Source organism: Burkholderia lata (genome assembly GCF_000012945.1).
GTDB classification, from domain to species: domain Bacteria; phylum Pseudomonadota; class Gammaproteobacteria; order Burkholderiales; family Burkholderiaceae; genus Burkholderia; species Burkholderia lata.
The window spans coordinates 828607-851893 of record NC_007510.1 but is presented as its reverse complement, the minus strand read 5'-3'; the positions used below and the strand labels follow the sequence as shown (position 1 = coordinate 851893).

18 protein-coding genes are annotated in these 23287 nt (G+C 68.2%); 10 read left to right on the top strand and 8 right to left on the bottom strand.

Annotated features, from left to right (window positions below):
* Positions 1-552: 552 nt before the first annotated feature.
* Both BCEP18194_RS09735 and BCEP18194_RS09730 read right to left on the bottom strand, forming a co-directional pair.
* Positions 553-2643, bottom strand: coding sequence for a D-(-)-3-hydroxybutyrate oligomer hydrolase (locus BCEP18194_RS09735; RefSeq protein WP_011351114.1), 2091 nt, complete (start codon positions 2641-2643; stop codon positions 553-555).
* A 136-nt stretch (positions 2644-2779) separates the two neighbouring features.
* The gene (locus BCEP18194_RS09730; protein WP_011351113.1) at positions 2780-3145 is read right to left on the bottom strand and encodes a BON domain-containing protein; all 366 of its coding nucleotides are present in this window, start codon (positions 3143-3145) and stop codon (positions 2780-2782) included.
* A gap of 437 nt (positions 3146-3582) precedes the next feature.
* On the opposite strand from BCEP18194_RS09730, the gene BCEP18194_RS09725 reads away from it, so the two are divergent.
* The 3 genes from BCEP18194_RS09725 to BCEP18194_RS09715 all read left to right on the top strand — a co-directional run bounded on the left by BCEP18194_RS09725 (position 3583) and on the right by BCEP18194_RS09715 (position 6774).
* Positions 3583-5025, top strand: a complete 1443-nt coding sequence (locus BCEP18194_RS09725; RefSeq protein ID WP_011351112.1) for a TAXI family TRAP transporter solute-binding subunit — start codon at positions 3583-3585, stop codon at positions 5023-5025.
* A gap of 94 nt (positions 5026-5119) precedes the next feature.
* A complete protein-coding gene (locus BCEP18194_RS09720) occupies positions 5120-5758 on the top strand; it encodes a 2-hydroxychromene-2-carboxylate isomerase (RefSeq protein WP_011351111.1) in 639 nt (212 codons plus the stop codon).
* 68 nt (positions 5759-5826) lie between these two features.
* Entirely contained in the window at positions 5827-6774 is a 948-nt protein-coding gene (locus BCEP18194_RS09715; protein WP_011351110.1) for a LysR family transcriptional regulator, read from the top strand.
* Positions 6775-6802: 28 nt separating this feature from the next.
* Here the strand turns inward: BCEP18194_RS09715 and BCEP18194_RS09710 are convergent, their stop codons facing one another.
* From BCEP18194_RS09710 to xdhA, 4 genes are all read right to left on the bottom strand, one after another.
* The gene (locus BCEP18194_RS09710; RefSeq protein ID WP_041493017.1) at positions 6803-7204 is read right to left on the bottom strand and encodes a nuclear transport factor 2 family protein; all 402 of its coding nucleotides are present in this window, start codon (positions 7202-7204) and stop codon (positions 6803-6805) included.
* A gap of 88 nt (positions 7205-7292) precedes the next feature.
* The gene (xdhC, locus tag BCEP18194_RS09705; protein WP_011351108.1) at positions 7293-7910 is read right to left on the bottom strand and encodes a xanthine dehydrogenase accessory protein XdhC; all 618 of its coding nucleotides are present in this window, start codon (positions 7908-7910) and stop codon (positions 7293-7295) included.
* A 132-nt stretch (positions 7911-8042) separates the two neighbouring features.
* A complete protein-coding gene (gene xdhB, locus BCEP18194_RS09700) occupies positions 8043-10397 on the bottom strand; it encodes a xanthine dehydrogenase molybdopterin binding subunit (protein ID WP_011351107.1) in 2355 nt (784 codons plus the stop codon).
* 18 nt (positions 10398-10415) lie between these two features.
* Positions 10416-11966 (bottom strand): xanthine dehydrogenase small subunit, encoded by a 1551-nt coding sequence (xdhA, locus tag BCEP18194_RS09695; protein ID WP_011351106.1) that lies wholly within the window; start codon positions 11964-11966, stop codon positions 10416-10418.
* Between the two features lie 338 nt (positions 11967-12304).
* Between xdhA and BCEP18194_RS09690 the strand changes: the two genes are divergently transcribed.
* The gene (locus BCEP18194_RS09690) at positions 12305-13519 is read left to right on the top strand and encodes an MFS transporter (protein ID WP_011351105.1); all 1215 of its coding nucleotides are present in this window, start codon (positions 12305-12307) and stop codon (positions 13517-13519) included.
* Between the two features lie 122 nt (positions 13520-13641).
* Here the strand turns inward: BCEP18194_RS09690 and BCEP18194_RS09685 are convergent, their stop codons facing one another.
* Positions 13642-14532, bottom strand: a complete 891-nt coding sequence (locus BCEP18194_RS09685; protein ID WP_011351104.1) for a DMT family transporter — start codon at positions 14530-14532, stop codon at positions 13642-13644.
* A gap of 135 nt (positions 14533-14667) precedes the next feature.
* Here BCEP18194_RS09685 and BCEP18194_RS09680 point away from each other — a divergent pair, with 135 nt between their 5' ends.
* Complete coding sequence (locus BCEP18194_RS09680; protein ID WP_011351103.1) at positions 14668-15603, top strand: helix-turn-helix domain-containing protein; 936 nt, start codon at positions 14668-14670, stop codon at positions 15601-15603.
* A 27-nt stretch (positions 15604-15630) separates the two neighbouring features.
* Here the strand turns inward: BCEP18194_RS09680 and BCEP18194_RS09675 are convergent, their stop codons facing one another.
* Positions 15631-16842 (bottom strand): pyridoxal-phosphate-dependent aminotransferase family protein, encoded by a 1212-nt coding sequence (locus BCEP18194_RS09675; protein ID WP_011351102.1) that lies wholly within the window; start codon positions 16840-16842, stop codon positions 15631-15633.
* Between the two features lie 759 nt (positions 16843-17601).
* Between BCEP18194_RS09675 and BCEP18194_RS09670 the strand changes: the two genes are divergently transcribed.
* The 5 genes from BCEP18194_RS09670 (at position 17602) to BCEP18194_RS09650 (ending at position 23204) form a co-directional block, all read left to right on the top strand.
* On the top strand, positions 17602-18585 hold the full coding sequence (locus BCEP18194_RS09670) for a LysR family transcriptional regulator (protein ID WP_011351101.1): 984 nt from the start codon (positions 17602-17604) through the stop codon (positions 18583-18585).
* 30 nt (positions 18586-18615) lie between these two features.
* Positions 18616-19614 (top strand): 2-hydroxyacid dehydrogenase, encoded by a 999-nt coding sequence (locus tag BCEP18194_RS09665; RefSeq protein WP_011351100.1) that lies wholly within the window; start codon positions 18616-18618, stop codon positions 19612-19614.
* A 181-nt stretch (positions 19615-19795) separates the two neighbouring features.
* Positions 19796-20542 (top strand): 5,6-dimethylbenzimidazole synthase, encoded by a 747-nt coding sequence (gene bluB / locus BCEP18194_RS09660; RefSeq protein WP_011351099.1) that lies wholly within the window; start codon positions 19796-19798, stop codon positions 20540-20542.
* A 238-nt stretch (positions 20543-20780) separates the two neighbouring features.
* Positions 20781-21950 carry an MFS transporter gene (locus tag BCEP18194_RS09655; protein ID WP_011351098.1) on the top strand — a complete coding sequence of 390 codons (1170 nt, stop codon included), beginning with the start codon at positions 20781-20783 and terminating at the stop codon, positions 21948-21950.
* 93 nt (positions 21951-22043) lie between these two features.
* Entirely contained in the window at positions 22044-23204 is a 1161-nt protein-coding gene (locus BCEP18194_RS09650; protein WP_011351097.1) for an MFS transporter, read from the top strand.
* Positions 23205-23287 lie beyond the last annotated feature (83 nt).

Genomic DNA, 23287 nt, shown 5'->3' with positions numbered 1-23287 from the left:
CTCCGCACCGGGAATGCATTCGTTATGCGACGCACTCCGAGTTTTTTACCGGATCGGCGAATACCGACCGGCATGATTTACCCCACCCATATTTTTGCGACTGCACAATGGAATCAATTCCATTGCGAACGACAATTCAATAATCCGCAGCAATACAAATTCATTCCGCGTATTTGCATACGCACAAAATCGACGGCAAAAGCATGCCCCGCGAGGCCGGCCTGACAAGGGCGCCTCGCTTCGAACAGACGAACAATCCCCCTCGGCGAGATACCGATTAATCGCAAAACGACGATCAATCGCGACTCGAGCCGATTTAATAAAATCGAAAGGATCGATTAACTAAACGGAAAGAAATATCTCGTATCTGGAATTTATTAAATTAAGTGAAAATACCGGCGCATATTAGGGTCCCGATTTACCGCCGTAAAGTAATAATTTGTTACGGCGCTCGCCATTCCGATAAAAGGCAGTTCGGGACCGATTCCAGACCGGCCAAAAGAAAAAGCCGGACGGCTGTCCGGCTTCGTGAAGGCAGCGCGGCGGGCGCCGTCAGAGCGGCACGTCGATCGCCCCGGCGCCGACCGTGATCGCGTTCGCGCCCGGCGCGGCCGAGATCGGCGGCAGGTTCGCGCTCGTCAGCGCAGGCGCGGCGCCCGGCGTGCCGCCGCGCGGCACCGTGCGGATCACCTGCGACGGCGGCAGCGGCGCACCGTTCTTCAGGTGCTTCCACATCAGGTTCAGCGCCTGCAGGTTGTAGTAATGGACCGGCACGAAGCGCGTGTCGAAGCCCGGCACCGGCAGGAACGCGTCGAAGTGCTGGCCGTTCGTCACCTCGTAGAACACGAGCTGGCTACGCCCGGCTTCGCTGATGCCGTTCTGCGCGACGTATGCGCGCGACGCGTGGTTCACGGGCACGAGCGAATCGCTGCGGCCTTGCACGATGATCGCCGGCTTGCCCTGCAGGTTCGCGTTCACGCGCACCGCGTCGACGTTCGCGGGCATGCCGAGCATCCCGTTGGTCCAGAGCTGGCGCAGGCACAGCGCGCCCGCAAAGCTTGCATCGGGCGTCGCGAGCCGGTGGTCGACACCCGCGCCCGTGTTGAACACGAGGTCGATGCCGGCCGTCGGCGGCACGCCGTTGCCGACGCCGAACACGGCCGGCATCGGCGACGTGGCGGGCGCGGCGACGGCGCCGGTCGCCGGGTTCGTGGTCGCAAAGCTGAAATTGCACAGGTTGTCGGTGACGCGCGAGCGCGTGTACGCGTTCGCATAGGTCACCGCGATCGCCGGAATCGCCTGCGAATCCCACATCGGCGCCTGCAGCAGGTCGGAATCGGCGAGGTAGCCGGCCGCGTGGAGCTGCGCGAGCGCGTCGGCGGCCTGGCTTTGCGTATCGGCGCCCGACACGAGCCCGGCCGCGGCGAGCGTCGCGCAGCGCTGGGTGCGGATCGACTGCGTGGTCGCCACCGGCAGCGCGCTCAGGTACGGTGCGCCGGCGAGCGACGCCGACGCGGCCGCACACGGCTCCAGCAGGTTCGCGAGCGTCGCGTAGTCGGCCAGCGGCCGGCCGAACGACGGCACGGGCTGGCCGCCCGAGCGCACGACCACGTTCGGCGCCATCCGCACGTTGATCTGCGGCTCGCCGACCACGACCGCGGTGATCCAGCCGCGGGTGTCCTGCTCGGCCGCCGCGAGCGACGCGCCGCCGCCGTTGCTGACCGACGCGGCAATCGTCATGATGTCGCCCGCGCGATAGCGCACGCCGTGACGCGAACCGTCGATCAGCGGTCCGAACTGCTCGTTGAGCGCCCAGTACGCGAACTCGACCGACTGCAGCGTCACGTGCCCCCAGTCCTGCTCGGGATTCTGCTGCGAATGCGCGTGCTTGAACGCATAGCGGTTCGGGAAGCGGGAATTGAACGTCGCGAGATCGCCGCTGGTGACGTTCGCGGTGAACAGGCTCGAGGTGCCGGCCAGCACCGCGTTGGCGAGCGTGCCGTCGATCAGCGTGATGGTGTCCGACATGAGTTCGTGCGCGCCGTTGCCACCGCCCTTGTCGTTGTAGGCAACCGCGCAGCCGCGCTTGAGCGCCCATTCGCCGGCTGCGGAAATCGCGCCGTACACGCCGCGCGAGCCCGACGACGTCGCGGTGACGATGCACGGCTGCGCGGGATTGAAGCCGGCGGGCACCTGCACGAGCAGCGTGACGTTCTTGCTACCGCTGCCATCGTCGGAGTACGCGAGATATTCGGTGCCGGGGATCTTGCCTTCGCCGAGCGTGTCGTTGCCGTCGAGGTCGACGTTAGGCCCCCAGAAGCGGCCGTAGCCGCCGTTTGCGCTCATGTCGACGAGCGCGCGGTAGTTCGACCAGATCGCGAGACGGCGCAGCTCGGCGCTCGTCGGGCGGGCGGCATTCGCAAAGCCGGGGGCGCTCGCCGAGCCGAGGCCCGTCTTGCCGAGGCCGGCCGTGAGCAGGTCGTCGCTCGCGCCGTCATAGGCTGTCGTGCGCACGCTGCCGGACACGAAACCGGGCAACCGGTTGCGCTCGGCCGACTCGTCGCCGTTACAGGCGCCGAGTATCGCGACCGCGGCCAGCGCCGCGCCGAAAACCATCCGCCTGCCCCACCCGAGCCTCGTCATCGCCGCCCTCTCGATATCGTTATCGGTCCGCCGCCGCTTCATGCGGCTTGCGGCCTCTCAAGCGCAAACGGGCCCCGGCACGCCGGGGCCCGCCTGAAAACGGGCACATGCGGCGCTCGCGCGCCGCTGCCCGGCATTACTGCTGCTGAACCGTCAGCTTGTTCGTGACCGACGTGACGCCCTTCACGCCCTTGGCTGCGGCTTCGGCCTTGTCGATCTGATCCTGGGCCGGCATCGTGCCTTCCAGCGTGATCGCGCCACCCTTCGAGCGCACGACGAGGTTCGACACGTTCTCGCCCGATTCCTTCGAAATCGCCTTGCGCACCGCGTAGCCGAGCTTGCGGTTCGCCTTCTTCGCGGTTTTCGCGGCGGCCTTCGGCGCGCTGGTCGCGGCCGCGGGCGCTTCCGTTGCCGCGGCATCGCTCGACTGCGCATACACGCTGCCCGACAGACAGGCCGCCACGGCGGCGACGCCCAACGCTCTCAACACGATCGACTTCATGCTATCTCCTTATCACTCCGGAACGGCCGTGCACAGTACGGCCGATTACCCCCAAAAGCAGCCGGCCCGCGCGCGAACGGGCGGGACAGCCGGTGTTTTCCACGGCGATACGAGAGAGGCAAGGCGGGCTGGCGGTCGGCGCACGCGAAAGCGGGCCGACCGGGCCGGACAGCCGCCGGCCGGACGCGCCCGGTCTGTTGCGTGCCGGGTCGCGCGCAAATCGGGCGCGGCTGCGTCGCACAATGTAATCCAGCGCCCGCGGAAGCGCAAAGCTTTTGACGCGGGGCCGCCCGCCACTGTCGCCGCCGGGCAGCGCCAGGCCGCCCCACTCGCGCACCCATGGCGAAACCGGGTACCATCGCCGCGAGCATCGGCATCGTCCATGACAGCCGTCCGACCGTCACCGATCCGTCACGCCAGCGTCATCCGTCACCCCCATGAAGCCAGCCCGCCCTCGCCCGCCTCGCCGCATCCTCGCCCGCTTCGTCGCGGTGTCGTGGCGCGACCTCGCGCTGTCGATCGGCCCGACCGTGCTGCTCGCCATCGCGGCCGTCTGGCTCGCGGTCAAGCTGATCCAGCCGGCACCGCCGTCCACGCTCGTGATCTCGTCCGGGCCGCCCGGCAGCACCTACTGGAACGCCGCGCAGAAATACAAGACGATCCTGGCGAAGAACGGCGTCACGCTCGACGTCCAGTCGTCCGAAGGGTCCGCCCAGAACCTCGCGCGGCTGTCGAACCCGAACGCGCCGGTCGACGTCGGCTTCGTGCAGAGCGGCATCGGCCCGAAGGAGCGCGACGAACACCTCGTGTCGCTCGGCAGCATCGGCTACGTGCCGCTCGCGATCATGTATCGCGGCCCGGTCGTCGCGCGCCTGTCCGACTTCAAGGGCAAGCGGCTCGCGCTCGGCGCGGAAGGCAGCGGCGCACGCGAGCTGAGCCTCGCCCTGCTGAAGATGAACGGCATCGTGCCGGGCGGCACGACCGAACTGCTACCGACCGCCGGCGAGGACGCGGCCACCGCGCTGCTCGACGGCAAGATCGACGCGGCCTTCCTGTCAGGCGACTCGACGCAGATCCCGGTGATGGCGAAGCTGTTCCGCGCGCCGGGCGTGCACGTGTATTCGTTCACGCAGGCGGAAGCGTACGCGCGGCGCTTTCCGTACCTGACCGCGATCACGCTGCCGATGGGCGTCTACGATCTCGGTCAGAATCTCCCGCCCGCCGACATCCACACGGTTGCGCCGACCATCGAACTCGTCGCGCGCGATTCGCTGCACCCTGCACTGTCCGACCTGCTGATCGAGGCCGCGCGCGAGGTGCACGGCCACGCGACGATCCTGCAGCACGCGGGCGAATTCCCGTCGCCCGTCACGCGCGGCTTCCAGCTCTCCGACGACGCCGCGCGCTACTACAAATCAGGGAAGACCTTCCTGTACCGGCGGCTGCCGTTCTGGGTCGCGAGCCTCGTCGACCGGCTGCTCGTCGTGGTCGTGCCGCTGATCGTCGTGCTGATCCCCGGGCTGCGGCTCGTGCCGTCGCTGTACGGCTGGCGCGTGCGCTCGCGCATCTATCGCTGGTACGGTGCGCTGATCGCGCTCGAGCGCAGCGCGCTCGGCGAACACACGGCCGAGGAGCGCGTGCAGTTGCTCGACGAGCTCGACGACATCGAGGAAGCCGTGAACCGGATGAAGATGCCGCTGGCTTATGCCGGGCAGTTCTACGTGCTGCGCGAGCACATCGGCTTCGTGCGCGAACGGCTCACCGCGCACGACCAGGACACGCCGGCCAGCCCGCCGGGCGCCGGTGGCCCGCCGCAGGCAAGTGCCGAAGCCGCGCCGCCGGCCGGCGATCCCCCTCGGGCGACTCCCGGTTCCGCGTGAGCGGACGATCCGCGATCATTGCCGCATGCGCGTGCCGCCGCGTAACATGGAGGCCGCCGCCAGGCGCCGCACGCCCCACCCACTGGAGATCGACATGACAACCGGCCTCGATACCGCCCAGCCTGCCTGGTTCTTCGACTTCGTGTCGCCGTTCTCCTACCTGCTCCTCGAACAGCATGACAAGTGGCCCGACGTGCCGTTCGAACCCGTCGCCGTGTCGCTGCCCGACCTGCAGCGTCACTGGGGGCAGCGCTCCGGCGCCGACGTGCCGGCCAAGCGCGTGTTCACGTACCGTCACGCGCTGTTCCGCGCGGAGCAGCTCGGCATCCGCTTCAAGATGCCGCCCGCGCACCCGTTCGAATCGGACAAGCTGCTGCGCCTCGCGATCGCGCTGCGCGCCGATATCGCGACCGTGCGGGAGATATTCCGCTTCATCTGGCGCGACGGCAACGATCCGTCGACACCGGAAGGCTTCGCGGCACTGTGCGAGCGCGTCGGCGTCGGTCATGGCGACGAGCTGATCGAATTCGAGGAGACCACCGCGCAACTGGCCCGCAACAATGCCGATGCGATCGCGCTCGGCGTGTTCGGCGTGCCGACGTTCTGGATGAACCAGCAGCTGTTCTGGGGCGAGGACGCGCTGCCGATGGTGCTGTACTGCGCGCGCACGCCGAACTGGCTCGAATCGCGCGAGGTCAAGCGGATCAGCACGCTGCCGAAGGGCCGGCTGTGATGGCCGGTATCACGCACGCCAACGCGCGGCTGCGGTAAGGTTACGCTTCCCCCGAATCACCCCCTACGATGGAAGAAGACGACCGTACCGCCTCGCTCGATATCTGGCTCGTGCGCGTGTTGCGCACGCTGCTGCTCGAGCGCAGCGTCACGCAGGCCGCGCTGCGGCTGAACCAGACCCAGCCCGCGATCAGCACCGCGCTGCGCAAGCTGCGCGAGACGCTGAACGACCCGATCCTCGTGCGCGGCAAATCCGGAATGGTGCCGACCGAATACGGCGCGTCGCTGCTCGAAGCCGCGCAGCGCGCGCTGCGCGAGGTCGACTTCATCGCGACGCCGCACGGCGACTTCGATCCGTCGTCCGCACGACGCACGTTCCGCGTCGCCGCACCCGATTACCTGAACGATTTCTTCATGCCGACGCTGATCGAGCGTTTTCGCGACGCGGCGCCGCATGCCCATCTGGAAATCGATTCGCTGAATCCCGCACTCGATCACGCGGGCGCGCTCGAATCGGGCGCGCTCGATCTCGTGATCGGCAACTGGCCGAAGCCCGACCCGCAGTTCGCGCGCCAGGACCTGTTCTCCGACACGATCGTGTGCCTGATGCGCGATGCGCACCCGCTCGCGCGCGTGCCGCTCACGCGCGAAGCGTACGCGTCGGCCGCGCACGTCGCGCCGACGCCGTACACCGGCGACAAGCGCAATGCGATCGAGATCGGCCTCGCACGCGCACGCCTCACGCGACGCATCGTGACGACGCTGCCGTACTTCGGGATCGTGCCGCAGGTGCTGCTGCAGTCGGACCTGATCTTCACGACGACGCGCCGCTTCGCGACGCACTACGCGCAGTTGCTGCCGCTCGTGGTCGTCACGCCGCCCGTGCCGTTTCCGCGCATCAAGAGCTACCTGCTCACGCATCCGCAGCCCGACCGCCCGACCGACATCGCGTGGCTGTGCGCGCTGATGCAGAGCGTGTCCGACGAGTTGACGGTGCCCCGCAGCCGCAAGCGCTGAGCCGCGGCACAACACGCGGCGCGGCCGCTCAGGCCGTGCAGAAGGTTTCCTGCAGATGGGTCCAGCGCACGACGCCCGCCGTGTCGCGCTCGAACACGGCGGTTGCACGGCGCGCGGGCAGTTCGCCCGAGGCCGCGTGCTGCGCTTCGAGATAGGTGACGGTCACATGCGACGCATCGGCCGCGAGCACGCGGGTGTCCGACAGCGCGATGCGCAGCCCCGGCTTCGCGCCGGCGAGCTTCGCGAACAGCGCGCGCGTACCGTCACGGTCGACCTCGCGGCCGTCGGTCAGGATCATCGTGAATTCGGCGGAAAACGCGGCGAGCAGCGTATCGAGCGCCTCGGGCGCGGTATCGACGCCGGACAGCCAGCGCTCGATGGCGACGAGGCTCGCATCGAGCGTGTCGAGATAAACCTGGTGATCGGACATGGTGCGTGCACGGTAAGGCGCGGCCCGGTGCCGCGCGTCGTCGTGCAGTGTATGCAAAATCGCGCGGCCTTGCGCTGACCCCGCGGTGCTACCGCGCGCAGGACACGTCGTCGCGCGCGCGCCCCGATGCGGCGGCCTTCGCGTCGGCCACCGGCATGCCCGAGCGCGCCTGCAGCAGCTCCGCGCACACGGCCACCGCGATCGCGCCCGGCGCCTTGTCGACGATGCCCGCGACACCGATCGGGCACACCATCTCCACGAGCCGCGCCGGATCGACGCCGCGCGCCGCAAGCCGGCGCTCGAACTTCACGCGCTTGGTACGCGAGCCGATCATCCCGAAGTACGCGTAGTCGCGCCGCCGCATGATCTGCGCGGCGAGCGAGAAGTCGAGCGCGTGGTTGTGCGTCATCACGAGGAAGTACGCGCCGGGCGGCGCCGCGTCGACGACAGCCTCCGGCGTGTCGGTCGGCTCCGGCTGCACGTTCGGCGGACATTCGTCCGGGAACAGCTCGTCGCGCGTATCGACCCACTGCACGACGCACGGCAGCGCGCCGAGCAGCGTAACGAGCGCGTGACCGACGTGCCCGGCGCCGAACAGCACGATGTGCATCGGCGCCGGCGTGCCGGTCGCGCGGTTGCGCTGGCCGGTGCCCTGCGCCAACGCAGGGAGCGACGCGGTGCGGAGCGAGCGTGCGGGGCCGTTCATGTCAGTCTCCGCCGGTCAGCCCCGTGGAGGCTGACCGCCCCCTCGGGGGGAGCCGTGCATGGGACAGGAGCAAGCGCTGAAGCGCCAACTCCCGTAGACAGTGAACGAAGTGAGCGCGGGGGCCGTTTCATCTCAGCCTGCCTTCGCCGCACGCACCGCGCTGACCGCACGCAGGATCGACTCGCCGGTAGCCGGCGCGTCGAGCGGCGGGTTCACCTTGTAGTCGCCGACCGCAGCCACGGCATCGCGCACCGCGAAGAACACCGAGAACGGCAGCAGCAGCGGCGGCTCGCCGACGGCCTTCGAACGGTGGATGCTGTCCTCGACGTTGCGGTTCTTGAACAGCAGCACGTTGAATTCCGGCGGCGTGTCGTTCACCGTCGGGATCTTGTACGTGGACGGCGCATGCGTCATCAGCTTGCCGCCCTTGTTCCACCACAGCTCCTCGGTCGTGAGCCAGCCCATCCCCTGGATGAACGCGCCTTCGACCTGGCCGACGTCGAGCGCCGGGTTCAGTGATGCGCCCACGTCGTGCAGCGCATCGACACGCAGCGTGCGCATCTCGCCCGTCAGCGTGTCGATCACGACTTCCGACACGGCCGCGCCGTACGAGTAGTAGTAGAACGGCCGGCCTTGCAGCTTCGACTGATCCCAGTACAGCTTCGGCGTCGCGTAGAAGCCGTCGGACCACAGCTGCACGCGCGCGAGGTACGCCTTCGAGATCACTTCGCCGAACGGCACGCTCGCGCCGCCGACCCACACGAAGTCGTTGCCGAACTTCACGTCGGCCGCATCGACCTTGCCGTCGCCGAACTGCTTCGCCGCGAACACCGCGAGCCGCTCGCGCAACTGGCGCGCCGCATCCTGCGCGGCCTTGCCGTTCAGGTCCGAGCCCGTCGACGCCGCCGTCGCGGACGTGTTCGCAACCTTGCTGGTGTCGGTCGCCGTCACGCGGATCCGGCCGAAGCGGATGCCGAGCTCGTGCGCGACGACCTGCGCGACCTTCGTGTTGAGCCCCTGCCCCATCTCCGTGCCGCCGTGGTTCACGAGCACCGAGCCGTCAGTGTAGATGTGCACCAGCGCGCCGGCCTGGTTGAAGTGCGTGACGTTGAACGCAATGCCGAACTTCACCGGCGTGATCGCGATGCCCTTCTTCAGCACCGTGTTGCGTGCGTTGAATTCGCGCACGCCCGCACGCCGCGCGCGGTAGTCGCTCGTCGTTTCGAGTTCGCCGAGCAGCTCCTGCAGCACGTTGTCCTCGACCGTCTGCCCGTACGGCGTGACGTTGCGTTCGGTCTTGCCGTACAGGTTCGCGTAACGGACATCGAGCGGATCGCGATCGAGCGAACGCGCGACGTCGTCGAGGATGTACTCGATCGCGAACGCACCCTGCGGGCCGCCGAAGCCGCGGAACGCGGTGTTCGACTGCGTGTTGGTCTTGCCGCAGTAGCCGGCGATATCGACGTCGCCCAGCCAGTACGCGTTGTCGAAGTGGCACACCGCGCGCGTCATCACCGGGCCCGACAGGTCGGCCGAGAAGCCGCAGCGCGACGTCATGTCGAGCGCCACGCCGTCGATGCGGCCGTCGTCGTCGTAGCCGACGTCGAAGCGGTAATGGAAGTCGTGCCGCTTGCCGGTGATCATCATGTCGTCGTCGCGGTCCGGACGCAGCTTCACCGGGCACAGCAGCTTCCACGCCGCGAGCGCCGCGCAGCAGGCGAACAGGCCCGACTGCGATTCCTTGCCGCCGAACCCGCCGCCCATCCGGCGGCATTCGACGAGCACGTTGTGCGACGCGACGCCGAGCACGTGCGCGACGAGGTGCTGCATCTCGCTCGGGTGCTGCGTCGAGCAGTACACGTGCATCCCGTCGTCGTCCTTCGGCACGGCGTACGCGATCTGCCCTTCGAGGTAGAACTGCTCCTGGCCGCCGAGCAGCATTTCGCCCGACTCGCGGTGCGGCGCGACGGCGAGCCGCGCGGCCGCATCGCCGCGCGCGAGCTTCAGCGGCGGGATCACGTAGGTTTCGGCCGCGCGCGCTTCCTGCGCGGTGAGGATCGCCGGCAGCTCCTCGTAGTCGACCTGCGCACGGCGCGCGGCGAGCCGCGCGGTTTCATGCGACGTCGCGACGACGATGAACATCGGCTGGCCGACGAACTGCACGATGCCCTTCGCGAGCACCGGGTCGTCGTGGATGATCGGGCCGCAATCGTTGACGCCCGGGATGTCGTCGGCCGTGAACACGGCGACCACGCCCGGCGTCGCGCGCACCGCGTCGAAGTTCATCGACACGATCTTCGCGTGCGGCTTCGCCGACAGGCCGAGCGCCGCGTGCAGCGTGCCCGCGACGACCGGGATGTCGTCGGTGTAGGTGGCACGCCCGCTGACGTGCAGGTGCGCGGATTCGTGCGCGCGCGATACGTGGACCTGCGCCGCGTCGGCTTGCGGGTCGAGGGTGCTCAGGAACGGTTCTGCTTGCTGGTTCATGTTCGGTGTTCTCCGTCTTCAGACGCGCGCCGCGTCGGTGCCGAGTTCGGCGGCCACTTCACGCACATTCAGGGCTTGCGGCGGCAGCGGGTCGTGCGGGCGCGTCTCCAGCCAGAATCGGTACATCAGGTTCTTCGCGGTATCGAGGCGGTACGTGCTCGTCGCGCGCATGTCGGACAGCGGCTGGTAGTCGCGCTCGAGCGCCTGCATCGCGGCCTGTGCGGTGGCTTCGTGCCACTGCGCGCCGTCGAGCACGGCTTCCGTGTGCGTTGCACGCTTCGGCGTCGCGGCCATCCCGCCGAACGCGATGCGCGGCTCGCGGATCGTGTCGCCGTCCGCGATGAACGCGAACGCCGCGCACACGGCCGAGATGTCGGAGTCGAACCGCTTCGACAGCTTGTACGTGCGGAACTGCAGCTTCTCGCGCGCGCCGGTGCGGGTCGGCACCTTCAGGCCGATGACGAATTCGTGCGGCGCCATGTCCTTCTGCTGGTAGCCCGTGTACAGTGCCTCGAGCGGCAGCTCGCGCACCGTGTCGCCGCCGCGCAGCACCACGCGCGCGCCGAGCGCGATCAGGCCCGGCATCGAATCGCCGATCGGCGAGCCGTTCGCGACGTTGCCGCCGATCGTGCCCGCGTTGCGGATCGGCAGCGACGCGAAGCGCTTCCACATCTCGGTCAGTTCCGGATACTGGCCGGCCAGCGCCGCATACGCCTTCTCGACCGTCACGCCCGCGCCGATCTCGATCCAGTCGCCGCGCTCCATGAGGCGCTGCAGTTCGGCGATCTGGCCGACGTAGATCAGGTCGTCGAGCCGGCGCATCTGCTTGGTGACCCACAGGCCGATGTCGGTGCTGCCCGCGAGAATGCGCGCGTCGGGCCGCTCGACCTTCAGCGCGGCCAGTGCGTCGAGCGTGCGCGGCGCCGCGAAGCGCGCGCCGTTGATCGTCGTGTAGTCGAACGTATCGTCGCGCTTGAGCGACGCGAGTGTGCGAGCCAGCGCGGCGGTGTCGACCGGCGCCGACGGTGCGGGCGCATCGAACATCTGCACGGCCGCATCGACGATCGGGCGATAGCCGGTGCAGCGGCACAGGTTGCCGGTCAGCGCATCGGCGATCTCGGTGCGCGTCGGCACGTCCTTCGCCTTCGCGCACGTGCCGGCGCTGCCGCAACCTTCGTGGCCGTGCTTCTCGTACAGCGCCCACATCGACATCACGAAGCCGGGCGTGCAGAACCCGCATTGCGAACCGTGGCAGTCGACCATCGCCTGCTGCACCGGATGCAGCGCGCCGTCCGGCTGACGCAGGTCCTCGACCGTGAGCAGCGCCTTGCCGTCCAGCGTCGGCAGGAACTGGATGCATGCGTTGACGGCCTTGAACTCGACCGCGCCGGCATCGGTCAGCTCGCCGACGACGACCGTGCACGCGCCGCAGTCGCCTTCCGCGCAGCCTTCCTTGGTGCCGGTGCAATGCGCGTCCTCGCGCAGGTATTGCAGCACGGTGCGGGTAACGTCCGCGCCGCTGACTTCGCGGATCGCGTGACGATGGTAGAAGCGGATCGGCTCACTCATGTCTCGATGGTTCTTCAAATGGGGGGCAAGGCGGCCCGCGCAGTGCGCTCGACCGACGTTTTTCTGACAGTTTGCACGCTATCACCATCAAATTCCGCAACCCATAGCCCATCACGCATGGGGCCCATATAACTGCCGCGATATGAGCGCCGCGGCCGCCCGGCGGCCTTTCCACACGGCGCTCCCCGCCCCTTCCCTGCGCCCCCGCAACCGTCCGCCATCGTCAAAAACAGGTCGCGATTAACTAAATGGTACCTGCGTGAAAACCGGTTCCATGGGAAAATCCCGATTCCCTTTTTCGCCGTCCTCCGTCCGTTTCGTTCATTCGTTCCGACCCCATGTCAACCGATTCCGCCACACCGCCGCGCAGCGGGTTCGCGGTCACGCTGCAAATCGTGTCCGTCGTCTGCTTCACGTTCATCTGCTACCTGACCATCGGCCTGCCGCTCGCGGTGCTGCCGGGCTTCGTCCATGACGACCTCGGCTTTTCCGCGATCGTCGCGGGCGGCGCGATCAGCGTCCAGTATTTCGCGACGCTCGCGTCGCGGCCGCTCGCCGGGCGCCTGGCCGATACGCTCGGCCCGAAGCAGACGGTACTGCGCGGGCTGGTCGGTTGCGGCGTGTCGGGCGTGCTGCTGCTCGTCGCGCTGCTGCTCGCGCACTGGCCGGTCGCGAGCCTCGTGCTGCTGGTCGCGAGCCGGCTCGTGCTCGGCGTCGGCGAAAGCCTGTGCGGCACCGGTGCGATCCTGTGGGGCATCGGCCGGGTCGGCGTCACACACAACGCGAAGGTGATCTCGTGGAACGGTATCGCGACCTACGGCGCGCTCGCGCTCGGCGCGCCGGTCGGCGTCGCGATCGCGCATACGCTGAATCCGGCGCTGATCGGCGTGATCGTGATCGCGCTGGCCGCAACCGGCTTCTACCTCGCGCGGCTGATCGCCTCCGTGCCGCTCGTGCACGGCGAGCGGATGTCGTACGCGAGCGTGTTCACGCGCGTGCTGCCGCACGGCCTCGGCCTCGCGCTCGGCTCGGCCGGCTTCGGCTCGATCGCAACCTTCGTCACGCTGTACTACGCGGCGCGCCACTGGCCGAACGCCGCACTGTCGCTGACCGTGTTCGGTACGCTGTTCATCGGTGCGCGCCTGCTGTTCGCGAACACGATCAAGACCTACGGCGGCTTCCGCGTCGCGATCGTGTCGTTCGCATTCGAATGCTCGGGCCTCGTGCTGCTGTGGCTCGCGCCCGTGCCGCACGTCGCGCTGATCGGCGCCGCGCTGACCGGCTTCGGCTTCGCACTGATCTTCCCGGCGCTCGGCGTCGAGGCCGTCGCGCTCGTGCCGCCCGCGAGCCGTGGCGCGGCGCTGTCCGCGTACTCGGTGTTCCTCGACCTGTCGCTCGGCATCACGGGCCCGCTTGCCGGCTATGTCGCGGGCGCGTTCGGCTATCCGCAGGTGTTCCTGTTCGCGGCGGTGGCGGCTGCCGCGGGCGTCGCGCTGTCGATGGTGCTGTATCAGCGGCAGGCGCGGGTCGAGGGAAGCGGCGCGGCGGCCTGATCGCGCCGTTCGTTGCAAGGAGGCCGGTCGCGGATATCACGCAGCCGGCCGCCAAATGAAAAACGCCCGCATCGCGCGGGCGTTTTTGTATCCGGACGGGGCCGGTGCGGCGGGCAAGCCGGTCAGGCGGCCCGGAGAAACAACCTACGCGTCAGGTCGAACGCGACCAGGTTGCCGGCCACCACCAGCAGCAGCCCGACCACCGCGAGCGGCGACCACTGGTAGCCCTCGAACACCGTCGACACGGCCAGCGCGACGATCGGGAACAGCACCGTGCAGTACGCGGCACGCTCCGGCCCGATCCGGCCGACGAGGGTCAGATACGCGGTAAAGCCGATCACCGAGCCGGGCACGGCCAGGTAGACGAGCGCGCCGAGATAGCGCGGGCTCGTGTCGAGCGTGAACGGCAATCCGGCCACCACGCTGCCGACGGTCAGGATCGCCGCGCCGATCAGCATCGCCCAGCCGTTGGTCACGAGCGGGTGCAGCCCCATCGACTGCATCCGGCTCGACAACAGGTTGCCGATCGAGAAGCACATCGTGCCCGCAAACGCGATCGCGAGCCCCACCCACGTCGCATGGTCGTCGAGATGGCCGGCCATCTGCTGCCAGAACAGGCACGCGATACCGGCCAGCCCGAGCAGCGCACCGGCGATCGCCGACGGCCGCAGCGGACGGCCCATGAACAGCCGGCCGTTGATCGAGTTCAGCAGCGGCGCGGTCGAGAAGATCACCGCGACGAGGCCGCTCGGCACGACCTGTTCCGAATAGTAGAAGCACAGGAAGTTCAGGCAGAACAGCGCGAAGCCCTGCGCCAGGAGAAAGCGCCACGCTTCGCGCGGCGGGCGCACCGGCCGGCGCATCACGCGCAGCAGCGCGAACAGCACGGCGGCCGCGAGCCAGAAGCGCCATGCGATCGACACGGGCGGCGGCACGGAGCCGAGCTGCCACTTGATCGCGATCCAGGTGGTACCCCAGATCAGCACGGTGACGAAATAAAGCGACAGGTTCATGGCGGCAACGATCCAAAAAGCAGGTGAAACGGATCCCGACTATGCCCCCGCCCGGCGCGCGCCGATTGTCCGGAATTGCGGTCTTTTTCGGGCTGCCGCACGCGGCGCCGCGCGCCCGCTTATACTCGGCCCATCATGAGCCTCTCCCTCTCCGCGCCCCCCGTCGACCACCCCGCCGCCCTGACTGACGGCGATCTGCCGTTCGGCCTGCAGTCGGTCTGCCGCACGCTCGCGGACGCGAACGCGACGCTCGAACGCTTCGCGTGGCTCGGCGACCATCTGGCGATCGCCGAATGGACGCGGATCACCGACGAAAGCGAGACGGTCTACGAGCAGCCGGGGCACCACACGCTGTCGTGCTACCTCGACGGCGGCTACCGGACCGAACGCCAGCGCGTGCCGCGCTACGGCGCGCCGAGCCTGCTGTGCGCGCTGCCGGGCGACCATGAATCGCGCTGGTGGGTGCGCGGCGAGATGCACTTCATCCACCTGTATTTCCTGCCCGAACACTTCACGCAGCGCGCGATCCGCGAACTCGACCGCGAGCCGCGCGAGCTGAAGCTCGCCGACCGCACCTATTTCGAGGATGCGCGCGTCGCCGCGCTGCTGCGCTCGCTCGCGCTGGACGGCTGGGACGATGCCGACGAACGGCTGCGCGTGAACGAGACCGCGCACGAGGTGCTGAGCCTGCTGCTGCGCGGGCAGAGCACGACCCGCACCGACACGTCGTTCCGCGGCGGACTCGCACCGGCCGTGCGCCGCCGCGTGCGCGACTACATCGACACGTACCTGACGCAACCGCTGACGCTCGGCGAACTCGCCGACGTGGCCGCGCTGTCCGAGTACCACTTCTCGCGGATGTTCCGGCTGTCGTTCGGCCGTGCGCCGCACGCATGGGTGGCCGAGCAACGGCTGGCGCGGGCACGCGAGCTGCTGCGCACGACGGCGCTGCCGCTCGCGCAGATCGCGGCCGACTGCGGCTACGCGAACGCCGGCCATTTCAGCCATCGCTTCCGCGACGCGCACGGCACCACGCCGAATACGTACCGGCGCGCAATGCAAGGCCGCTGAGCGCGGCCCCTTTCCTCGTTTTCCCGCTTACGCGCCGCGCCGCGACAGTTCCTGTTCGAGCGCCGCGACGCCGGCCGGCAGGTCGACCGGCACCTTCAGGTCGACCATCGTGCGGCCGAACGCATGCAGCGTGCGGAACAGGTTGTGCTCACGACACTGCTCACCCATCTGCCCGATCCGTACGATCGGCAAGCCGAACGAGCCCGAAATCTCGACCTGGTACTGCTTCGAGATATGGCCGCAGACCATCCCCGGCGTGAGCCCTTCCGGCGTCTCGATCCCGACCACTGAATTGAGCCGGCAGTCCTTCGGCGCATAGAGCTTGAGCCCCATCGACTCGACGCCCGCCTGCAGCGCGAGCGAGCAGCGCAGGTGGCGCGCGAAGCGGCTTTCGAGCGTTTCCGCGCAGACGAGCCGCAGCGCTTCGTGCAGCGCGAGCACGCCCGACACGGGTGCCGTGTAGTGATAGCCCGCGTTGTGCCAGAAGTTCTCCGCGAGCGCCATGTCGAGGCACCAGTGCGCGTTCGGCTCGGGACGCTGTTTCATGCGGTTCCACGCGGCGTCGGAGAACGCGATCAGCGATACGCCCGGAATCGACGACAGCCCCTTCTGGCCGCCGGTGATCACCGCGTCGATGCCCCACGCATCCATCTCGAGCGGCATCGTCGACAGCGTGCACACCGCGTCGACCACGACCAACGCGCCGGCCGCCTTCGCGAGCGCCGCGATGTCGCGCAGGTCGCGGTTCCATACGGTGTTCGACGTCTCGCCCTGCACGATCGTGACGATCTCGGGGCGCTCGCGCGCGATCGCGTCCGCGATCTCGTCGAGGCTGGCGACCGCACGGTCGGCCACTTCGAGCATCGCGACGTCGGCGCCGACACGCGTGGCCATCTCGGCCATCCGCGCGCTGAAGAAGCCGTTGCGGATCGACAGCACGCGCGTCCCGCGCCATGCGAGGTTCGAGATCGCCATTTCCATCGCGGCCGAACCGGGGCCCGCGACGCCGAGCACCCACTTCGTGCGGGTCTGGAACACGTAGCGCGCCATCTCCTTCACCTGCTCGATGATCTTCGCCATCGTCGCGCCGAGGTGGTTGATCACGACCGTGTTCGCCTTCGCGACGGCGGCCGGGATCGGAACCGGGCCGGCCCCCATCATCAGCAGCGGTTCTTCGGGCAGGATCGCGTCGAGCGGCACGACGACGGGACAGGGAATCGGCGAGTAATCGATGGACATGGCTGGTAAAAGGTGAGGAAAGGAAGTGCACGGACGCCCGCCGCGCTGCATGGCGAACTGATCGATCATTCCGCGTTCCGCCGCCTCGCGCAAGAGGCACGCGCGACCGGACAGCGCGACGGTGGCCCGGTCGCCGGACCGGGCCAGCCGGCCTTGCGCGGCCCGCACGCCAGTCATCCGGATTGAAAAAGGATTGCCATCCAGGTGGTGAAACGGTTCCACTCGTGCGTCAAGCGCACGATTTACTTCGTCAATAACCCCGCGATTCGCCGACATCGCCGCTTCAGCGCGACTTCTGTATCGAACGAAATAGGCTTGATCCGTGCTAAAAATCGCCAAGCGGAATCCGATACGCAAAACCTTCGCACCGCCCAGAAAACATCCATTATTTCGGCATGTATTGGGGTACGCTTCCCTTCAATACCAAAACAAGCCTGCCAGAATAGTTCACAAGTTATTGATTAACATAAGAAATATTCAGCCAATCCATACCTGACGGAATACCGTTCCGCCTTTGAACGGCAGGCATGCTAGACATGCACAACGTTTAACGCGTTACTCCCGATTTAGATTTTCCGCAACCCGCCCCTTTTCTCAGGTTGACGGATATCGCTTCTGTATTGAACAATCGTCTGCGGAATCGAAAAAAGCGATTTTTCGATACGATGTAAAAACTGGGGGCCGTGCGATGCGCTTTCGAGGTTGCGCGGCTTAAAACCACAACCATAATCAATCAACCGGGCCAGAAATACGCAAGCCATGAACCAGATTCAGACCATGCGTGTATTCGTCTGCGTCGCCGAGCAGCAGAGCTTCCGGCGCGCGGCGCACCATCTCGGCGTGTCCAATGCACTCGTCACGCGTTCGATCGCGATGCTCGAGGGCCACCTGAACACCCGGCTGATCCACCGCACCACGCGGAACCTGTCGCTCACCGAGGCCGGCGTGCGCTACCTCGACGGGTGCCGGGCGCTGCTCGAGGAATTCGATCACCTCGAATCGTCCGTCGCGCATGCCGTGCGCGAACCGGCCGGTACGCTGCGCGTCGTCGCGTCGGGCCTGCTGTCGCCGCTCGCGCTGACACCGCTCGTCAGCAGCTTCCGGCACCGCTACCCGGAGTTGCGCGTGCAGCTGACCGTCGCCGAGGGGCCGCTCGACGTGCTCGATTCGGGTTACGACGTCGGCATCGTCACGGGCACCCGGCTCGACGGCAACCCGACGCTGATCGGCCACGCGCTCGCACCGAACCCGTTCGTCGCGGTCGCGGCACCGGCCTATCTCGAGCGACGCGGCGAGCCGCGCCTGCCCGACGACCTGCCGGGACACGACTGGGTCACGCTCGCGCCGCACCAGCATGCGCCCGCCTGGCAACTGGTCGGCCTCGACGGCGTCGCGCATTCCGTCACGGTGCGCCCGGCCTGCACGGTCAACCAGCTCGCGCTCGTCCACGCGGCCGCGGTGGCCGGCGCGGGCATCGCGGTGCTGCCCGAGCCGTGCGTCGCCAGCGCGCTCGCCAGCGGCACGCTCGTGCGGCTGATGGCCGGCTACCGGATCGACGACCCCGACACGCAGCTGTCGCTCGTGTACCCGAACCGCCAGTACGTGCCGGCCCGCACGCGCAGCTTCGTCGAGCACGCGCTCGATCACTTCAGCGCGCAGCCGGCCCGCGAACGCACCGACTACGGCTTCATGCGGCCGTCGCGTGGGCCCGACCGCTCCGACATCGTCACCGGGCTGCAGTAAACTGCGCGCGTCAGCCTTCGGAGGTGCAGCGTGCGCGTGATCCTGTTCAGCAGCCGGCAGTACGACGACGATTCGTTTGCTGCCGCCAACCGGCAGTTCGGCTATCGGCTGCACTTCCAGCCGTCGCACCTCGACGCGGAAACCGCGATCCTCGCGCATGGCTATGACGTCGTCTGCCCGTTCGTCAACGACACCGTCGACGCGGCCGTGCTCGAACGGCTGGCGGACGGCGGTACGCGACTGATCGCGCTGCGCTCGGCGGGCTTCAACCACGTCGACCTGGCCGCCGCCGAGCGGCTCGGCATCACGGTCGTGCGCGTGCCCGCCTATTCACCGCACGCGGTTGCCGAGCACGCGGTCGCGCTGATCCTCGCGCTCAACCGCCGCCTGCCGCGCGCCGTCGCGCGCACCCGCGAAGGCGATTTCTCGCTGAACGGCCTGCTCGGCTTCGACCTGCACGGCAAGACCGTCGGCGTGATCGGCACCGGCATCATCGGCAGCGTGTTCGCGAAGATCATGATGGGCTTCGGGATGCATGTGCTGGCGCACTCGGTGCCGCCGTACAACGACGAGCTGATCGCGTTCGGCGCGCGCTATGTCGCGCTGGACGAGTTGCTGCACCACGCCGACATCGTCAGCCTGCACTGCCCGCTGCTGCCGTCGACGCACCATCTGATCAACGAACGGACGCTCGCGCGGATGAAACACGGCGCGATGCTGATCAACACCGGGCGCGGCGGCCTCGTCGATGCGCAGGCGCTGGTCGACGCGCTCAAGAGCGGCCAGCTCGGCCATCTCGGGCTCGACGTGTACGAAGAGGAAAGCGGGCTCTTCTTCGAGGATCACTCCGACCTGCCGCTGCAGGACGACGTGCTCGCGCGCCTGTTGACGTTCCCGAACGTGATCGTCACGTCGCACCAGGCGTTCTTCACGCGCGAGGCGCTCGCCGAGATCGCGCACACCACCCTGTTGAACATCGAGGCGTGGCACGCGGGCACGCCGCAGAACGTCGTGACCGCGAATCGCTGAGAAATCGACGAAACCGGCTTATTTCATGGTTGCAAGCGATACCGCAATCGTTTGCTTTTGGCCGCCGCTGAAAACACGATCTTTTGCATCAACAATTCCGCACTTTGTTTCGAATGATGTAACGCGGCTCGCGCGCGGTCTGATATCGTTGCGCCGACGTCATCCCCTGCTTGTGCCGCCCATGCGTTTCGACGATTCCGACATCGCCGCCGTCTACCGCGCCATTTTCGAACGGCGCGACATGCGTCACTTCACGCCGGCGCCCGTCGAGTCTGCCGTGCTCGCGCGCCTGCTGCGCGCGGCGCATCACGCGCCGAGCGTCGGCTTCATGCAGCCGTGGCGCTTCATCCGCATCACCGATCCGGCGCTGCGCACCGCGATCCACGCGCTGGTCGAGGCCGAGCGCTGCGCGACCGCCGACGCGCTCGGCGAGCGCCAGGACGAATTCATGCGGCTGAAAGTCGAAGGCGTGCGCGAATGCGGCGAGCTGCTGGTCGTCGCGCTCGCCGACGGCCGCGAGCGCCACGTGTTCGGCCGTCGCACATTGCCGGAGATGGATCTCGCGTCCGCCGCGTGCGCGATCCAGAACATGTGGCTCGCAGCCCGCGCCGAAGGGCTCGGGATGGGCTGGGTATCGCTGTTCGACGTCGATGCGCTGCGCGCGCTGCTGCGAATGCCCGACGGCGCGAAACCGATCGCCGTGCTGTGCGTCGGGCACGTCGACGCGTTCTACGCGAAGCCGATGCTCGAGCAGGAGCGCTGGGCGGCGCGGATGCCGATCGAGGCGTGCCTGTTCGAAAACGGCTGGGACGATCCGGCCACGATCGATGCCGCCGGCTCGCCGCCGTCGCGAGCGGACGTGGCGGATGCGGATTCCGCAAGTGCATCGGCCGCAAACGTCGACGGCTCCCCCGAACGCATCGCCTGACGCGCACCTCGCCGCCACCACCGTTCCGCCCCCAACACATTCAGCGCCGCAAACCCCGCCGAATCCCACAGTGTGAGCTTCACGCACGCTCCCCCGTCGCACGCCGGCAACAACCGTTTTGGCCCCAAGCATAGGGGTTTTCACTGAAGTAGAATCGCGGCTGTCGTTCGCCTTACCGTCCGCCCGTCCCGCGCATCCTGCGCCAGCCCGAGCGGCGGCTTTTCCCGAGCCTACCGCGATGCCCTTACCTCTTTTCGCCCTCGCCGTCGCCGCATTTGGAATCGGTACCACCGAGTTCGTGATCATGGGGCTGCTGCCCAATGTCGCGCGCGACCTCGGCGTGTCGATCCCGGCCGCCGGCATGCTCGTGTCGGGCTATGCGCTCGGCGTGACGATCGGTGCACCGATCCTCGCGATCGTCACCGCGAAGATGCCGCGCAAGCGCGCGCTGATGGGCCTGATCGGGCTGTTCATCGCGGGCAACCTGTTCTGCGCGATCGCACCGGGCTACGCGGTGCTGATGGCCGCGCGCGTCGTCACCGCGTTCTGCCACGGCGCGTTCTTCGGGATCGGCTCGGTGGTCGCGAGCAACCTGGTCGCGCCGAACCGTCGCGCGCAGGCGATCGCGCTGATGTTCACCGGCCTCACCCTCGCGAACGTGCTCGGCGTGCCGCTCGGCACCGCGCTCGGCCAGGCATACGGCTGGCGCGCGACGTTCTGGGCCGTCACCGGCATCGGCATCGCCGCGGCCGCCGCGCTCGCCGTCTGCCTGCCGAAGAACCTGGCCATGCCCGACACCAGCATCACGCGCGAATTCAGCGTGCTGAAACATCCGCAGGTGCTGATGGTGCTCGGCATCAGCGTGCTCGCATCAGCCAGCCTGTTCAGCGTGTTCACGTACATCACCCCGATTCTCGAAGACGTGACGGGCTTCTCGCCGCGCCAGGTCACCTACGTGCTGCTGCTGTTCGGCCTCGGGCTGACGGTGGGCGGCACGCTCGGCGGCAAGCTCGCCGACTGGCGCCGGATGCCGTCGCTGATCGCGACGCTCGCGCTGATCGGCGTGATCCTCGCGCTGTTCGCGGGCACGATGCACCTGCCGTTCGCCGCGCTCGCGACGATCTTCGTGTGGGGCATCCTCGCGTTCGCGATCGTGCCGCCGCTGCAGATCCTGATCGTCGACCGTGCCAGCGACGCGCCGAACCTCGCGTCGACGCTGAACCAGGGCGCGTTCAACCTCGGCAACGCGACCGGTGCGTGGCTCGGCGGGATGGCGATCGGCTCGGGCGTGTCGCTCGTCAACCTGCCTTGGGTCGGCATTGCGATGGCTGTCGCGGCGCTCGCGCTCACGTTGTGGTCGGCGTCGCTCGAACGCCGACCGGTATCCGTGCCGACCGAGTACGTGTAAAGCAACCCTGTCGAAATCGTTGCGTACACAACTCCACTCGAAGCTGATGGCCTTCATGGACCTTTCAAGGTCCGCGGTGTAGCATCCCCGCCGATGAAAGCCATTCTTAATCGCGATTTCCTCGCACTCATTCTGAGCGTCGCGGTCGTCGGTCTCGGCACCGGCGCCACGCTGCCGCTCACCGCACTCGCGCTGACCGAGGCCGGACACGGCACCAACGTGGTCGGCATGCTGACGGCCGCGCAGGCGCTCGGCGGCCTCGCGATCGTCCCGTTCGTCACCGCGCTCGCGCGACACATCGGCTCGCGCCGCGCGATCGTCGTGTCGGTCGTGCTGCTCGCGGCAGCTACCGCGCTGATGCAGTTCACGTCGAACCTGATCCTGTGGGGCGCGCTGCGCGTGCTGTGCGGCGCCGCGCTGATGCTGCTGTTCACGATCGGCGAGGCGTGGGTCAACCAGCTCGCCGACGATTCGACGCGCGGCCGCGTCGTCGCGATCTACGCGACCAACTTCACGCTGTTCCAGATGGCGGGCCCGGTGCTCGTCAGCCAGATCGCGGGCGCGACGAGCATCCGCTTCGCGCTGTGCGGCGCGCTGTTCCTGCTCGCGCTGCCGACGCTCGCGACGATCCGGCGCGCGCCGCTCGCCGGCGACGACGCGCATCACGAAGCGCACGGCCGCTGGCTCGACATCCTGCCGCGCATGCCCGCGCTGATCATCGGCACCGGCTTCTTCGCGCTGTTCGATACGCTCGCGCTGTCGCTGCTGCCGCTCTACGCGATGGATCACGGCGTCGCGAGCGCCACCGCCGTGCTGCTCGCGTCGATCATGCTGTTCGGCGATACCGCGATGCAGTTCCCGATCGGCTGGCTCGCGGACAAGCTCGGACGCGAACGCGTGCACCTCGGCGCGGGCTGGATCGTGCTCGCCGGCCTGCCGCTGCTGCCGTTCGTGATCGCGAATCCGTGGCTGTGCTGGCCACTGCTGTTCGTGCTCGGCGCGGCGGCCGGCAGCATCTACACGCTGTCGCTCGTCGCATGCGGCGAACGCTTCCGCGGTGCGGCGCTCGTCACCGCGAGCTCGCTCGTGTCGGCATCGTGGAGCGCCGCGAGCTTCGGCGGCCCGCTGGTAGCCGGCGCGTTGATGGAACAAGTGGGCAGCAACGCGCTGGTCGGCGTGCTGGTCGCCTGCGTCGCGGCATTCGTCGCCGCCGCGCTGTGGGAGCGCCGCGCCGCGTTGCAACGCGCGGTCTGATGCCGGCGCGCGAGCACACCAAAGCGCGCTGCCCAAACGACGACGGCGCGAAAGCGCGCCGCCCGGCGACGGATACGCCGATC

Coding starts and splice junctions, on each gene's coding strand:
- BCEP18194_RS09655 (WP_011351098.1), top strand. CDS start 20,781: ATGCCCTTACCTCTTTTCGCCCTCGCCGTCGCCGCATTTGGAATCGGT.
- BCEP18194_RS09715 (WP_011351110.1), top strand. CDS start 5,827: ATGGAAGAAGACGACCGTACCGCCTCGCTCGATATCTGGCTCGTGCGC.
- BCEP18194_RS09670 (WP_011351101.1), top strand. CDS start 17,602: ATGAACCAGATTCAGACCATGCGTGTATTCGTCTGCGTCGCCGAGCAG.
- xdhB (WP_011351107.1), bottom strand. CDS start 10,397: ATGAACCAGCAAGCAGAACCGTTCCTGAGCACCCTCGACCCGCAAGCC.
- BCEP18194_RS09735 (WP_011351114.1), bottom strand. CDS start 2,643: ATGACGAGGCTCGGGTGGGGCAGGCGGATGGTTTTCGGCGCGGCGCTG.
- BCEP18194_RS09690 (WP_011351105.1), top strand. CDS start 12,305: ATGTCAACCGATTCCGCCACACCGCCGCGCAGCGGGTTCGCGGTCACG.
- BCEP18194_RS09720 (WP_011351111.1), top strand. CDS start 5,120: ATGACAACCGGCCTCGATACCGCCCAGCCTGCCTGGTTCTTCGACTTC.
- BCEP18194_RS09675 (WP_011351102.1), bottom strand. CDS start 16,842: ATGTCCATCGATTACTCGCCGATTCCCTGTCCCGTCGTCGTGCCGCTC.
- BCEP18194_RS09710 (WP_041493017.1), bottom strand. CDS start 7,204: ATGTCCGATCACCAGGTTTATCTCGACACGCTCGATGCGAGCCTCGTC.
- xdhA (WP_011351106.1), bottom strand. CDS start 11,966: ATGAGTGAGCCGATCCGCTTCTACCATCGTCACGCGATCCGCGAAGTC.
- BCEP18194_RS09725 (WP_011351112.1), top strand. CDS start 3,583: ATGAAGCCAGCCCGCCCTCGCCCGCCTCGCCGCATCCTCGCCCGCTTC.
- BCEP18194_RS09730 (WP_011351113.1), bottom strand. CDS start 3,145: ATGAAGTCGATCGTGTTGAGAGCGTTGGGCGTCGCCGCCGTGGCGGCC.
- BCEP18194_RS09650 (WP_011351097.1), top strand. CDS start 22,044: ATGAAAGCCATTCTTAATCGCGATTTCCTCGCACTCATTCTGAGCGTC.
- BCEP18194_RS09680 (WP_011351103.1), top strand. CDS start 14,668: ATGAGCCTCTCCCTCTCCGCGCCCCCCGTCGACCACCCCGCCGCCCTG.
- bluB (WP_011351099.1), top strand. CDS start 19,796: ATGCGTTTCGACGATTCCGACATCGCCGCCGTCTACCGCGCCATTTTC.
- xdhC (WP_011351108.1), bottom strand. CDS start 7,910: ATGAACGGCCCCGCACGCTCGCTCCGCACCGCGTCGCTCCCTGCGTTG.
- BCEP18194_RS09685 (WP_011351104.1), bottom strand. CDS start 14,532: ATGAACCTGTCGCTTTATTTCGTCACCGTGCTGATCTGGGGTACCACC.